Source organism: Botryobacter ruber (assembly GCF_003347595.2).
In the GTDB taxonomy this organism is placed as follows: domain Bacteria; phylum Bacteroidota; class Bacteroidia; order Cytophagales; family Hymenobacteraceae; genus Pontibacter; species Pontibacter ruber_A.
The window spans coordinates 13,776-27,725 of sequence record NZ_QCZK02000009.1 but is presented as its reverse complement, the minus strand read 5'-3'; the positions used below and the strand labels follow the sequence as shown (position 1 = coordinate 27,725).

The window sequence follows — 13,950 nt, the reverse complement described above, 5'->3', positions numbered from 1 at the left end:
TGGGTTGCTGCGCAGCAGCATAAAAAAGTAGCCCCGGCTAGCGGGGCTACACAAGATGAACATCCGTGACCTTTCGGCTGGGAGCTCTCTTTTGGGTAAGACAAAGATAACAAAATTATCCTATAAAAAAACTTGACTTTTAAGACAGTACCTTGTGGGCTAGCTGCAGAAACATTTGCTAAAAGCCGAATCGTAATGGAAGATCCTTTTTTTCTATTTGGTTTTAGTTGATATCCTTCTGGTACTTCTTGCGTTTAACACCGGCATGGGTTATATCGTTTTCATTGCATTTGTAGCAGGTGTTTGCCTGCTTTTTTATAGATGGGCCACCAGGAAGAGCCGCAGGCGAAAGGAAGTGGTGGTGCAGGAGTTTCCGGCGGAATGGCGAAAAATATTGATCGACCGCGTTGGTTTTTACCACACCTTAAAAGCGGAAGAGGAAAAGCACCGCTTCGAAAAAATGCTGCAGCTGTTTCTGGCAGAGAAAAATATTACCGGGATTGATGTGGAGATTGATGATCTGACCAAAGTACTGGTAGCGTCCAGTGCCATTATTCCCATCTTCGGCTTCCGGGACTGGGAGTATCCCAACCTGGGCGAGGTGCTCGTGTTTCCGGGAAGCATAAAAAAGTACCAGGAGAAGGATAGTGAATCTGTTTCAGAGGTGCTTGGACGGGTTAACCCGTTCCAGAACGACCACTACGTTACCTTGTCGAAACCATCTTTGGAGAAAGGTTTTAACGATATGAACGACCGCCAGAATGTGGGTATACATGAGTTTGCACACATGCTGGACCAGGCTGATGGCGAGATAGACGGGACACCGGCAGCTTACCTGCCCAAAGAACTTGTGCAGCCGTGGGAGGAGCTGATGTATCGTAAAATCCAGAATATCAGGAAAGGCAAGTCGGATATTAACAGCTATGGCGCTACCAGCGAGGCAGAGTTTTTTGCGGTCGTAACAGAGTATTTCTTTGAGCGTCCGGAGCAGCTGGCCGAGAAGCATCCTGACCTGTACAACCTGCTGACAAAAGTATTTGCGCAAAATCCCCGAAACAGGTTCCGGTTGAATTTTAGCGAACTCCTCAACCCCTATGGCAAACGGGTAGGACGAAACGAACCGTGCCCCTGTGGGAGCGGAGAGAAATATAAGAATTGTTGCCTGCCAAAAAAGAAAAAAATATAACAGAAAAGCCCCTGCAAGTGCAGAGGCTTTCCCGTTTGTATCATACTGCAGGCTCAGACTCCTCCCGGGCGTGCATAGGCTTTGGCATCGTCGGCGGTAATCTCATTGCCGCTCATGATCACGAGCCGTTCCACCACGTTGCGGAGTTCGCGTACGTTGCCGCGCCAGTCGAGCTGCTGCAGGTAGGCGAGGGCATCTTCCGTTATGGCTTTAGGCTTGTTGCCGTAGTCGTTGGCAATGTCCTGCAGGAACTTCTGCACCAGGTCCGGGATATCTTCGCGCCGCTCGTTCAGGGGCGGCACATGAATCAGGATAACGCCCAGGCGGTGGTACAAATCTTCGCGGAAATTTTTGGCCTCAATCTCTTCGAGTAAATTTTTGTTTGTAGCTGCTAATACCCTCACATCCACCTGGATATCCTTGTCGCCGCCCACGCGGGTAATCTTATGCTCCTGCAGCGCACGCAGCACCTTTGCCTGGGCCGACAGGCTCATGTCGCCTACCTCGTCCAGGAACAGCGTGCCGCCATTGGCCTGCTCAAATTTCCCGATGCGCTGTTTTACGGCAGATGTAAAAGAGCCTTTCTCGTGCCCGAACAGCTCACTTTCGATCAGCTCGCTCGGGATGGCAGCGCAGTTAACCTCTATCAAAGGACCGGCGGAGCGGTTACTTTGCTCATGAATAGCACGTGCCACGAGTTCCTTGCCCGATCCGTTCGGACCGGTAATCAGCACGCGGGCATCGGTTGGCGCCACTTTCTCGATGGCCTGCTTCACCCGTTCGAGCGCAGCAGAGTGTCCCACCATTTCGTAGCTCTTGGATATCTTTTTCTTCAGAATCTTGGTTTCCGTTACCAGGTTCGATTTGTCGAGGGCATTGCGTACGGTAACCAGCAGGCGGTTCAGGTCTGGTGGCTTCTGCAGAAAATCGTAGGCTCCTTTCTTGGTCGCTTCCACGGCGGTGTCTATCGTACCATGCGCCGAAATCATGATAAAAGGGGTGTCAGGAGAGGTTTCCATGGCTTTTTCCAGCACCTCGATCCCATCCATGCCGGGCATTTTGATGTCGCAGAGCACTACATCGTACTTTGATTTGCCGATGAACTGCAGGCCCTTTACACCATCTTCGGCTTCGTCGACGGTGTAGTTTTCGAACTCGAGAATTTCTTTCAGGGTGCTGCGGATGGCCCGCTCATCATCAATAATCAGAATTTTAGGCATCTTTAGTAAGTGTTAATTCTGTTTTGTGCTAAGTATAAACAAATAGCAGCCACAAAACAAGGTGGCTGCTGCTTTAGTACGATTAAAAATGATTTTCAGCTATAGCGCTGCTCTTCAGGCTTACTCGTTAAACGGGATAACACTGTAAAGCTCAGGCTCCAGGAACGGTCCGCCCGGGTAGCGGGCTGTATAATCGAAGTTCATCCAGAGGGCGCCATTTGTTTCGTGGAAGTGGATTTTGCCGCCGCTCACCTCGTCCGGGAAAAGGGTACGCACCACGTACGTAATTTCCTCCAGGTCTTCTACCTCGCCCACCTTCACCTCAGTGTACATGTGGCTGCTGGAAATAACCACACGGGCTTCGCCGCCAATGGCCATGATCGAAGAAGCCATCAGGATGGAGTAGTCGTCGCAGTCGCCGGCCAGCAGGGCAATACTTTCGGTAGGAGGGGAATAGTAGTCCAAACCGATCGGGTCGTTCACATACTTCCAGTTCAGGCGCACGTGCTTGAAGAGCGAAAAATAGCGCACCAGTTTGCCGTACTTGCGGTAATATTCTTCATGGAAGTAACGCGTGGAGTTTTCTACGGCAAACGACCGCACCGCAGGGTGCGTTGGCTGCATGGCACTTTTTACCCGCCGCTCCTGGAAGTAAGTACCTTTCACCGGTTTGAAATAGGATACTTTGTTGGAGTTGCTGGTCATGTTCACCAGCATGGCATTGTAGTCGGTGTAAAGGTTTTCGACGGAGTAATTCTGGAAGGTATTATTGTAAAAGATAAAGCCGAGAATGGCGAAAAACATGACCACAATCAGCTTGCGGCTGAAAAACGAAACCAATACCGATACGGCAGCAGCTATCACTACACAGAGCAGGAAATTCATTTCATAATCAATGAAGCTGACCCTGGGCATATAGAAACTGATAAGCACAGCCATCGGGAAGACCACGATGATCTGTATGAACCTTACAAAAAACTTGGTAAGGTTGGATAGTCGGAAGAATGGCGTCATGAGTTCCCCAATTTAATGGTAAAAGGCATCTGGTGCCTGACTGATTTTGTATGCGAAAAGCGAAAGGCTTCTCTTTATCTTAACGCAAATAACAGGCCTTAATATTCCATTTTTGCCACTTTTTTATAAAAAAAAACTCCCAGGCTGCGTTAGCTGAAAATAAGGATAATTTTTTTAAATTCAGAAAGCAGTTTTGCCCGGTAAGCCAGGTCGCCAACCGCGTTTGCACGACAAGTTATGCTGTAAATCTGTTCGTTGTTGTATTGCAGCGGGTTAAAAGATTTGCTGCACCACCCACCACAGCCACTGCTGCTTACAGGATGTGAAAAATCGCAGTTTTCTACCAGCCGGTCAAAAGCGGGCATGGTGTACCTGCGCCAACCACAGGAACCTCTGGCACAAAGGCACGTTAAGCTAGGGGAATAACAGGTTCAACCCCAACGCACTAAATGCTTATGCCTGAACGACAGGTTTACCGTATGCCCAAAGCAGGTTCCATTAACAACCTGCAGCTCCGGACCGAAGCACTGGCGCCTCCCGGCCCCGACGAAGTATGCGTGCAGGTGAAGGCGGTCGGGCTGAACTTTGCCGACATCTTTGCCATGCAGGGGCTCTACAGCGCCACGCCTGCCGGCTCCTTTATTCCGGGCCTGGAGTTTTCAGGTGAAATTGTAGCCGTAGGAGAGGCGGTGCAGGAATGTAAGATTGGTGACAGGGTTATGGGCGCTACAAAATTCGGCGGCTATGCCTCCCACATCAACAGCCACCACCGCTATGTTGTTCCGCTTCCGGAAGGCTGGAGTTTCGGGGAAGGGGCGGGGTTCCTGGTGCAGGGTCTTACGGCCTACTATGCCCTCACCGAACTGGGCAACCTGCAGCCCGGCATAGCAGTGCTGATCCATAGTGCCGCCGGTGGAGTGGGTATCCTGGCAAACCGGATTTGTAAAAAATATGGCGCCTACACCATCGGTACGGTGGGTCATGCAAGCAAAATCGATTTCCTGCGACACGAAGAAGACTACGATGCCGTCCTGCTCCGCGACAAGGCTTTCCCCGGGAAACTGCAGGCAGCGCTGGGCGGGCGCCCGCTCCGGCTGATCATGGAATGCATTGGCGGCAAGGTGCTGGCGCAGGGCTGGAAAGCGCTGGCCCCGATGGGACGGATGGTCGTGTACGGAAACGCCAGCTTTACCAGCCACGGCTCCAGACCGAATTACCCGAAGCTCTTCTGGCAGTTTCTGAATCGCCCCAAAATTGATCCCCTGCGTCTGCCTACCGAAAACAAATCGCTCATGGGCTTCAACCTTATCTACCTCTACGAGCAAACCGACCTGATGCACCAGCTGCTCCAGGGGCTGCAGGCGCTTCAGCTGAAACCGCAGTACATCGGGCAGGTGTACCGGTTTGACGAAATGCTGGACGCCATTTTTAAGTTCCAGAGCGGGAAAACGGTAGGGAAGGTGGTGGTAGCGCTCTGAAGCAGCATTGTACAACCCGGGGAGAAGCAGCTTTTGTGCTGGCAGCCTTCCGGTGCCTCGCGGCTGGAGCAGGCGAGGCTGTGGTGGCAGGTGCAGCAAACTATTTTACAGGAATAGGGCAGTACCCGAACTGAACAGGCGGCCGCTGGCTGCAGCGCATGGTGCCGGGGACGGATGCAAAGAAGTAAAAGGGAGCGTTTCTGCCAAACATCATTTGCTTTTGTAGCGTTACAAGGAGCGTTACCACCTCACTATATATAATTAGCAGATGAAACAGGAATCTCTTCTCGACACCATTTCCTCACAGCGCTGGCTTAAAACTGCCGGCGACGCCCTGCAGCCCGCCGTTCTGAATGCCTTTGCGGCTGGCGGAACTACCGGTAAGCGGTTGAAAAATGTGCTGCACGGCACCTGGCTGGGCTTTCCGCTTCATCCGGCGCTCACAGACGTGCCCGTAGGATCCTGGACAACGGCTGCCGTGCTGGACGGCATGGAACTGCTTGGCGAGAAAAAATATGCACCCGGTGCCGATGCCGCCGTAGCGGTTGGCCTGGCAGGAGCGGTTGGAGCAGCCCTTACTGGCCTGACCGACTGGACCGGGACAACCGGCAAAAGGCGGAAAGCCGGCCTGCTGCACGGCCTGCTGAATACGACTGCGGCCGCCCTCTACGCCACATCGCTTTTTCTACGCAGGCGCAAGGAAACACGCGGTGCGGGCATTGGCCTGTCGATGCTGGGCTACGGTATCATGACTTACAGTGCGCACCTGGGCGGACACCTGGTGTACAGGATGCAAACAGGTGTAGACCACACCGCTACTTCCGAAACACCCCCTAAAGATTTTGTTGCAGTCCTGCCCGAAAAGGAGCTGGCTGAGAACACGATGCGTTGCGTAAAAGCCGGGGAAGTGAACGTGCTGCTGGCCCGGAAAGATGGGAAGCTGTTTGCCCTGCACCACACCTGTTCCCACCAGGGCGGTCCGCTTTCCGAAGGCGATTTGCTCGACGACTGCCGCGTGCGCTGCCCCTGGCACGGCTCCGTTTTTTCGCTGGAAGACGGCAGTGTGGTGGACGGACCAGCAACCGAATCGCAACCGACATTTGAGGTACGCACGCATGACGGGCAGATTGAGGTGCGTCCGGCAAAAGCAGGTAAAGCATAATGGCCTGCTTTTAATTTCCGGGATGAATGGCTTTGTTCCTAACCCCGCGTCTCTACAGGGAAAAGATGCTCTTCCGGATTTGCAATCCGCTTCCCTGCATTCCTGGTATGCAGGGAAGCAGATTGCAAATCCGCAGGCTCCGGAGTTCGGGAGTGCAAATCCCGAACAGCAGGTCATTTTAAGTTTTTGCGAAACAAAAGATCTTTTTAACGCCAATCCAATTACTCATCCCTACCACTGCTCCTACGTCTGTTCCACCACCTCCTCCATTTTGGCTTTTAACAAAAAGAGAAGCGACCGCTTCGCGGCCAGTTGCAGCTGGGCTTTGGCCCGACTGGTATTCCGGAAAATTGGGTGTATCCAAGAGAAGCCGCCTGCCGTTATACTGTTCGGTATAGCTATGGACGTTCGCTAAAAAGTTGGACAATAAGTCGCGCTACCACCATTCACTTCATTCTAAACAAGATCTATATGAAATGGCGAGGCAGAAGAAAAAGCAGCAATATTGAAGACCGTAGAGGTCAAACAGGAGGAGGTGGCAGAGGCATCAGTCCCATGCTGCTAATCCCGTTGTTCCGGCTCCTTTTTTCAAAAGCGGGATTGGTAATTGTGGCGGTGGTGGCGCTGCTGCTATTTCTGACAGGTACCAACCCCATAGAGCTCCTGCAGCGGTTTGTGGGCGGGGAACCGCAGTATGCCCAAACGACGGAGTACCAGCCAAGCCCGGAAGAGCAGGCGCTGGCTGAACAGACGGCTGTGGTGCTGGCCGATACCGAAGATGTCTGGAACAAGCTGATGCAAGGGTACCGGGAACCTACCCTGGTGCTGTTTTCGGGGCAGGTAAACTCGGCCTGCGGACTTGCTTCTGCCGCTACAGGACCATTTTACTGCCCTGGCGATGAAAACCTTTACATTGATCTTAGCTTTTTCAACGAAATGGACCACAAGCTTGGGGCTGAAGGCGACTTTGCGCAGGCTTATGTGGTTGGGCATGAGGTGGGGCACCATGTGCAGAAACTCACCGGTACCATGGAGAAAGTAAACGCTATGCGGGGCAGACTATCTGAAGTGGAATTTAATAAGCTGATGGTACGGGTAGAGCTGCAGGCCGATTTCTATGCCGGTGTGTGGGCGCACCATACGCAACGCACAACTGGTTTTATGGAGCCCGGCGACCTGGAAGAAGCCCTGAATGCCGCCAGTGCCATCGGCGATGACCGGCTTCAAAAACGAGCGACCGGAAGAGTGGTACCCGACTCCTTCACCCACGGCACCTCCGCCCAACGCGTCCGCTGGTTCCGGAAAGGCTTCGAGACAGGCGATGTGCGCCAGGGCGATACGTTTAGCGCTGCCGCGTTGTAAAACAATTTGTCGGAATTTGGATTCGTGGGATTTTTTGTCGGAATTTGGATTCGCCGGATTAATGGATTAATCGGATTTTTTGTCGGAATTTGGATTCGCCGGATTAATGGATTAATCAGATTTTTTTGTCTGAATTTGGATTCGTCGGATTTATGGATTAATCAGATTATTTTTTATTTCTTGATTTCTAAATCCGTTAATCCCTTAATCTGACGAATCCAAATTCCGACATTTCCGAATGCAGGAAAAAGTATTTTACTCGTGCTGAACATAATCCGATAAATCCATTAATCCGACAAATCCGAATTCAGACAATTACGCCACCCCGGCCTGCCACTCCCGGTAGCGCTCCTCCGCCTGCTCCATTACCTCTTCCAGGATTTCCTGCAGTTCGGATTTTATGTTAAATCGGAGTACCTTTTTTACCGCCAGCTGCAGCTGGGCTTTGGTGTCGTCTTTTTTGTACCAGTCGGATTGGGAGGCGCTTTTCTTTACCTGGGCCAGTATCTTCTGCACCAGCTCTTTTATCAGGTCAAAGTCCTGCACGGCGTTTGGGTGCCTGGCCAGGATCTCGTAGAAGGCTTCTTCCGCCTCGGTGAGGCGGAGCTGGTTGCGGCGCTGGTCCTCTTCCTGCATCTGCCGGGCTATTTCGCGCAGCTTTTCCATGGCCACCAGGCTGTCGAAGAAGTGGTGGTGGTAGTCGGCGATGATCTTTTCTACCTCTTCTTTCAGCTTGCGGTACTTCACCAGGTTTTTGGCGGAGTGCAGTTTTATTTCGTCGTTCAGGATCTGGCGCAGGAGCTCCAGCTTCAGCTCGTTGCCGGTTTTCTGCTCTTTGGCAGTCGCCAGGAAATCGTCGTTGATGATGGAAATGTCGAAGCGCTCGATGCCGGCCATCTGGAATACGTCCACCACCTCTTCGCTTTCGATAGAGCGGTGGATGAGGTCTTTGATCTGACCCTGCGATTTCTTGATGTTCTGCTGCGGGTACTTCAGCTTGCGGAGCGCTGCACCCACGTGCTGCAGGTAAATGATGGCGGCAGCCAGTTCATGGATGCGCTCGTGGCTTTTAACGATGGGGGCAAGGCTGCTGAGTTTCTTTTCGTTCAGCATAAAGGCCTTGCACAGTTCATCGTCGGCTACGAGGTGGTTCACGGTATAGGCCACCAGCTTCAGCTTCTCGCCGGTGGGCAGGGCGGAGAAGTAGGGGATAGCGGCGTGTACTGAAGCGAAACCAGAAAGCCCCCCTTCAAACCCATTACCGGAACTGCGAACAAGTCCCCCTTTGAAGGGGGTAGGGGGATGATTACTCGTGCTGAACAAATCATTTCCTGTTTCATCTTTATTGCTTTTGTGCGTTGTATTGTAGCTGGTTGGGTCTTCTGCGGCCTTTTTCATCCCCCTGCCCCCTTCAAAGGGGGACTTTCCTTCAGTCCCGTATTTTAACTCTACCGGACCTCCCGGCAGTTGCTCGCGTAGCTGCCCGATCACCTCCTTCGCCAGCTCAAACGCCTCTTCTATGTCAAACGCTACTTTCCCTGCGCCACCAGCCGAAGTATACTTCTTCGTCGCATCCCGCAGTTTGTCGCCGATGCCGATGTAGTCTACTATCAGGCCGCTGGGTTTGTCGCGGAAGACGGTGGCGACGCGGTTGACGGCTTGTATCAGGTTGTGGCCGCTCATTACCTTGTCGACATAGAGGGTGTGGAGGGCGGGGTTGTCGAAGCCGGTGAGCCACATGTCGCGCACGATCACGAGCTGGAGCGGGTCCTCGGGGTCTTTGAAGCGGGCTTTGATGGCTTCCATCTGCTGCTGGGTGCGCACGTGCGGGTTCCAGGCCACGGGGTCTTTGGCGATGTTGGTGGTCATGATCACGGCGGTGAATAATTGTCTGAATTCGGATTCGTCAGATTAAGGGATTAAAGGATTAGGAAACTAAGAAAAAATAATCTGATTCATCCATAAATCCGACGAATCCAAATTCAGACAAATAATCTGATTCCTCCATAAATCCGACGAATCCAAATTCAGACTATATTCCGTACCCCTAAAGGAGATTAGAATAAAGGGAAAAATGGAAGATGATCTGACCTATAAAATAATTGGTTGTGCCATGAAAGTGCATGCTGCGCTGGGCAATGGCTTTCAGGAGGTAATTTACCAACGTGCTATGGCTATTGAAATGGGTAAAGCGAACCTGGCTTTTGCGCGGGAACAGGAAATGCCCATATACTACGACCAGGTCGAAATTGGCAGCAGGAGGGTAGATTTTCTGGTGGAAAATGAAATCCTGGTAGAGTTAAAGGCGCTAACCAAACTCGATGACGTGCACCTGGCCCAGGGCCTCAACTACCTGGTTGCTTATAAACTCGACAAAGGCCTGCTCCTGAACTTCGGCGCAAGAAGCCTCGAAGTAAAAAGGCTGCGCCACCCCCTGAATAGGAAAATCTGAATTGCTATCGGAATTTGGATTCGTCAGATTAAGGGATTCATCAGATTATTTGTCTGAATTTGGATTCGTCTGATAAACGGATTAATCAGATTATTTTTTCATTGTTGTTTATTTAATCCTTTTTATCCATAAATCTGACCAATCCAAATTCAAACATTCCGGATTAGCAGCTTAAAATAGTTGTTCGGACTGAACAGAATCCATTAATCCATAAATCTGGCGAATCCAAATTCCGACAAAAAATCCGGCGAATCCAAATTCAGACAATAAAATCCCCCACAGGCCCGGCATCTCCAAATCAGACACTGTAATAAAACTTCGCTTGATTCTCAGCAAGACCAATTTCACTCCTAAAACATTTGCAAAAACTAATTAACATTTGTTTAGGTGTTATAATAACAATTATTATTTTTGTTTTTTACTACCCTTTCATCCAGTTCATAAAATTATAAATGAAATCAAAATTCCGGACGCTTATTAGCTTCTGCTGCGTGCTGCTGGCGGGAGCCTGCCTTTTAACTTCATGCGTTAAAAAACGAACGGGAGACCCGGTTATCTTAGTATTCAGTAAAACGAGCGGGTATCATCATGATGCTATTGCGACGGGTGTCGATGCGCTGCTCAAGCTTGGTCGGGAGAACGGCTTCCTGGTAGATACTACTACCAATGCCGCTTATTTTCAGGAAGATTCGCTGGGCCGGTATGCGGCAGTTGTGTTTCTGAATACAACAGGCGATGTGCTGGACCAGTACCAGGAGGCCGATTTTGAGCGCTACATACAGGCAGGAGGTGGCTATGTGGGCATACACGCCGCCGCCGATACCGAGCATAACTGGGAGTGGTACGGTTCCCTGGTGGGTGCTTACTTCGAGAACCACCCGAAAGTGCAGGAAGCGGCTATGCACAACCGGGATAAACAACATCCGGCAACCGCGCACCTGCCGGAGGTTTGGCGAAAAACGGATGAGTGGTACAACTACAAAAATCTGAACAGGGAAGTACAGGTATTGCTCACCCTGGACGAAACCTCCTACGAAGGCGGCAAAAACGGGGAGCACCACCCCATCGCCTGGTATCATAACTTTGATGGCGGCAGGGCTTTTTACACAGGCCTGGGGCACACCGAAGCTGCTTACCAGGACAAAGACTTTTTACAGCACCTGTTAGGTGGAATCCGCTATGCTATGGGCGAAAACGAGGAGCCTGATTATGACAAGGCAACTTCGGCGCGTGTGCCTGCCGAAGAACGGTTTGTGAAGACGGTGCTGGCGCAGGGGGTATTTATGGAGCCTACCGAAATGACCATTTTACCCGATCTGAGCGTGCTGGTGGTGCAGCGAAGAGGAGAAATAAAATTCTATGACCAGCAAACGGAGGAAATACGGGAAGTGGGTACCCTGAACGTGTACCACAAAGCCACGGTGCAAGGTGTTAATGCGGAAGAAGGTTTAATGGGCATAGCCGCCGACCCGGACTTTGCACGCAACCACTACATCTATATGTACTACAGTCCGGCAGACACCGCTGTCAACCGCTTGTCGCGGTTTGTGTTCAAGGATAAAAAACTGGACCTGGCATCGGAAAAGGTCGTGCTGCAGTTCAGCGCACAACGAAATATATGCTGCCATACCGGCGGCTCCATCGCATTCGGGCCGGACAAGCTGCTCTACTTATCCACCGGCGACAACTCCACCCCCTTTAACGAGCGGGGGCAGGCCTACAGAAGCAATGGCTACGCGCCCCTCGACGACCGGCCGGGGCACGAGCAATACGATGCCCGCCGAACAGCCGCTAATACAAACGACCTGCGCGGTAAAATCCTACGCATCCGGGTGCTGCCCGACGGGAGCTACGAAATTCCGGAAGGCAACCTCTTCGGCAGGAACGAGTCAAAAACCCGCCCCGAAATCTATGTAATGGGCAACCGGAACCCGTACCGTATTGCGGTTGACCAGAAAAACGGCTACCTCTACTGGGGCGAAGTAGGCCCCGATGCCCGTGCCGACAGCCTCGACAACAGGGGCCCCCGCGGATACGACGAGTTTAACCAGGCCCGACAGGCAGGATTTTATGGCTGGCCGCTTTTCGTAGGAAATAATTATGCGTACCAGCGTTACAATTACGGCACCGGCAAATCAGGCGGCGCTTACGATCCGGCCAAACCGCAGAACGACTCCCGCAACAACACTGGTCTGGCAGCGCTTCCGCCTGCCCAGTCTCCCTTAATCTGGTACCCTTATGATGTTTCCGCTGAGTTCCCGGTGCTAGGTTCAGGAGGACGCACTGCCATGGCAGGACCTGTGTATTACAACGACCTGTACCCCCAGAAAACAGCCTATCCGGATTATTACAACGGGAAAGTATTTATCTATGAATGGGTACGCAACTGGATTAAAGTGCTCACCTTAAAGGAAAATGGCGATCTGCATAAAATCGAAAACTTTATGGGCAGCACCCCCTTCAGCGCCATCATGGACATGGAAGTTGGGCCGGACGGGAAAATCTACCTCCTGGAATACGGCAAAGGCTGGTTTACTGCAAATCCCGAAGCGGGTTTGTCCCGGATCGATTACATCTCCGGAAACCTGCCGCCCCGGATACAGGCCTTTACAGTAGACAAAACAAGCGGGCAGCTCCCGCTCACCATTCGGGCAACCGTAACCGCAACAGATTTTGAGAAGAAGCCACTGCGGTACCTGTGGAAGGTCGGCCAGTTCCGCAAAGAAACAACAGAGCCCGTGCTGGAACATACCCTGCAGCAAGCGGGCGTACATCGGATTAGCGTAGAGGTGGTAGACGCTGCCAATGCCAGAACAAAGAGTGAAGAACTAGTGCTAACGGCAGGCAATACCCAACCTGCCGTAACCATACACCTGCCTGCAAACAAGAGTTTTTATTTCACCGGCAGACCGGTTCGCTACGAGGTAGGAGTAACCGACGAAGATGCCGCTATTATTCCCGAGAATCTCTTTGTATCCGTAGACTACATCCGCGGAACCGATCTCGCGGCAGCTTCAATGGGCCACCAGGAGGTATCGCAGGCGATAATTGGCCGCAACCTGATGAATGCCTCTGATTGCAACGGATGCCACAGAACCGAAGAAAAATCCATCGGGCCTGCTTTCGGGGAAATTGCCCGGAAGTACCAGAAGCAGGGCGACGCAGGTACTTACCTGGCCGGAAAAATTGTGAAGGGCAGCAGTGGTGTCTGGGGGGCTAACCCGATGCCGGCACACCCTGCCATGGACCAGTCCGATGCCAGGCAGATAGCGCAATACATTCTTTCTTTAGCAGATAAGGATAGCAAAAAAGCATCTTTACCGGCCAAAGGAGAAATTGTGCCGGCAAAGGAGGTGGCGCAAGGCCAGCCATCCGTCCTGAAGCTGACTGCCACCTACACCGATAACGGCGTATCGGCAGCGCCACAACCCCTAACAGGCGCCAAAACAGTTTACCTCCTGAACAGCAGCATCGATGCAGGCGAAATCAAAAATCAGAATGCCCTGGCCCGGAAAGACTCCCTGGGCAACAGATACCTGGTATTGCCTGAAAGAGAAGGCTGGATCCAGGTTCCTCAGGTTGATTTAACAGGCATAAGCGGCATCGAACTGGCTGGCTTCGGAAGCGGATCAGCGGGCAGCTACCAGGTTGAACTGCGGCTTAACGAGGTAACGGGTCCTAAAGTGGGAGAAGGGCAGCTAAACTTTAAGTCGGGTAAAGCAAAGGAAACAGCCACCATTCGTATTCAGAAAGCTGCTTCCGGTTCTTTGCAGGATATATACATCCTCCTGAAGCCTGCTGCAGCCGGCCCAATGGCAAAAAGGCCTTTGCTCAAATCAATCCGGTTCCTGCCTGAGTAGTACGGAGGATAGTCGTTATGTAAAGGCACAAGTGGCGCTGCTCCAATACGCGCGCCAATTGTTGAAGGCTGCGTAAAAATAAGCAGCTCCCGGCATAACTCCTGAGAATTAAGGCCTTGCTCATTTTCCTTCAGGGCCTCGATGATTTGTGTTATGGTAAACTTTTATTTGTCCGGCTTTTTGGATGTAGGTCAGTATAAATGGACATCAAAGACC

The 13,950-nt window shown here is 51.8% G+C and carries 10 protein-coding genes; 7 read left to right on the top strand and 3 right to left on the bottom strand.

The features are described from left to right. The first annotated feature begins 265 nt into the window (after positions 1–265). Positions 266–1,186 carry a zinc-dependent peptidase gene (locus DCW36_RS01530; protein WP_114784570.1) on the top strand — a complete coding sequence of 307 codons (921 nt, stop codon included), beginning with the start codon at positions 266–268 and terminating at the stop codon, positions 1,184–1,186. A gap of 53 nt (positions 1,187–1,239) precedes the next feature. On the opposite strand, the gene DCW36_RS01525 is transcribed toward DCW36_RS01530, so the two are convergent. Together DCW36_RS01525 and DCW36_RS01520 are read right to left on the bottom strand one after the other, a co-directional pair. Further along, on the bottom strand, positions 1,240–2,406 hold the full coding sequence (locus DCW36_RS01525; RefSeq protein WP_114784568.1) for a sigma-54-dependent transcriptional regulator: 1,167 nt from the start codon (positions 2,404–2,406) through the stop codon (positions 1,240–1,242). A 120-nt stretch (positions 2,407–2,526) separates the two neighbouring features. After that, positions 2,527–3,420, bottom strand: coding sequence for a transglutaminase domain-containing protein (locus DCW36_RS01520; protein WP_114784566.1), 894 nt, complete (start codon positions 3,418–3,420; stop codon positions 2,527–2,529). 455 nt (positions 3,421–3,875) lie between these two features. On the opposite strand from DCW36_RS01520, the gene DCW36_RS01515 reads away from it, so the two are divergent. The 4 genes from DCW36_RS01515 to ypfJ all read left to right on the top strand — a co-directional run bounded on the left by DCW36_RS01515 (position 3,876) and on the right by ypfJ (position 7,422). Continuing rightward, positions 3,876–4,898 carry an alcohol dehydrogenase catalytic domain-containing protein gene (locus DCW36_RS01515; protein ID WP_114784562.1) on the top strand — a complete coding sequence of 341 codons (1,023 nt, stop codon included), beginning with the start codon at positions 3,876–3,878 and terminating at the stop codon, positions 4,896–4,898. A gap of 268 nt (positions 4,899–5,166) precedes the next feature. Next, positions 5,167–6,060 carry a Rieske 2Fe-2S domain-containing protein gene (locus DCW36_RS01510; protein ID WP_114784560.1) on the top strand — a complete coding sequence of 298 codons (894 nt, stop codon included), beginning with the start codon at positions 5,167–5,169 and terminating at the stop codon, positions 6,058–6,060. A gap of 22 nt (positions 6,061–6,082) precedes the next feature. Next, positions 6,083–6,475: a hypothetical protein gene (locus DCW36_RS01505; RefSeq protein WP_114784558.1), complete on the top strand. Its 393-nt coding sequence runs from the start codon at positions 6,083–6,085 to the stop codon at positions 6,473–6,475. Positions 6,476–6,531: 56 nt separating this feature from the next. Then, on the top strand, positions 6,532–7,422 hold the full coding sequence (ypfJ, locus tag DCW36_RS01500; protein ID WP_114784556.1) for a KPN_02809 family neutral zinc metallopeptidase: 891 nt from the start codon (positions 6,532–6,534) through the stop codon (positions 7,420–7,422). 315 nt (positions 7,423–7,737) lie between these two features. Here ypfJ and DCW36_RS01495 read toward each other — a convergent pair whose 3' ends face one another. Then, on the bottom strand, positions 7,738–9,291 hold the full coding sequence (locus DCW36_RS01495; RefSeq protein ID WP_240676002.1) for a type I restriction enzyme endonuclease domain-containing protein: 1,554 nt from the start codon (positions 9,289–9,291) through the stop codon (positions 7,738–7,740). Between the two features lie 205 nt (positions 9,292–9,496). Here DCW36_RS01495 and DCW36_RS01485 point away from each other — a divergent pair, with 205 nt between their 5' ends. Both DCW36_RS01485 and DCW36_RS01480 read left to right on the top strand, forming a co-directional pair. Next, complete coding sequence (locus DCW36_RS01485; RefSeq protein ID WP_114784554.1) at positions 9,497–9,874, top strand: GxxExxY protein; 378 nt, start codon at positions 9,497–9,499, stop codon at positions 9,872–9,874. Positions 9,875–10,326: 452 nt separating this feature from the next. Further along, positions 10,327–13,734, top strand: a complete 3,408-nt coding sequence (locus DCW36_RS01480; RefSeq protein ID WP_114784552.1) for a ThuA domain-containing protein — start codon at positions 10,327–10,329, stop codon at positions 13,732–13,734. Positions 13,735–13,950: the final 216 nt, after the last annotated feature.

Excerpts from the sequence above, each read along its gene's own strand:
- DCW36_RS01530 (WP_114784570.1), top strand. The coding sequence starts at position 266 with ATGGGTTATATCGTTTTCATTGCATTTGTAGCAGGTGTTTGCCTGCTT.
- DCW36_RS01525 (WP_114784568.1), bottom strand. The coding sequence starts at position 2,406 with ATGCCTAAAATTCTGATTATTGATGATGAGCGGGCCATCCGCAGCACC.
- DCW36_RS01520 (WP_114784566.1), bottom strand. The coding sequence starts at position 3,420 with ATGACGCCATTCTTCCGACTATCCAACCTTACCAAGTTTTTTGTAAGG.
- DCW36_RS01515 (WP_114784562.1), top strand. The coding sequence starts at position 3,876 with ATGCCTGAACGACAGGTTTACCGTATGCCCAAAGCAGGTTCCATTAAC.
- DCW36_RS01510 (WP_114784560.1), top strand. The coding sequence starts at position 5,167 with ATGAAACAGGAATCTCTTCTCGACACCATTTCCTCACAGCGCTGGCTT.
- DCW36_RS01505 (WP_114784558.1), top strand. The coding sequence starts at position 6,083 with ATGAATGGCTTTGTTCCTAACCCCGCGTCTCTACAGGGAAAAGATGCT.
- ypfJ (WP_114784556.1), top strand. The coding sequence starts at position 6,532 with ATGAAATGGCGAGGCAGAAGAAAAAGCAGCAATATTGAAGACCGTAGA.
- DCW36_RS01495 (WP_240676002.1), bottom strand. The coding sequence starts at position 9,291 with ATGACCACCAACATCGCCAAAGACCCCGTGGCCTGGAACCCGCACGTG.
- DCW36_RS01485 (WP_114784554.1), top strand. The coding sequence starts at position 9,497 with ATGGAAGATGATCTGACCTATAAAATAATTGGTTGTGCCATGAAAGTG.
- DCW36_RS01480 (WP_114784552.1), top strand. The coding sequence starts at position 10,327 with ATGAAATCAAAATTCCGGACGCTTATTAGCTTCTGCTGCGTGCTGCTG.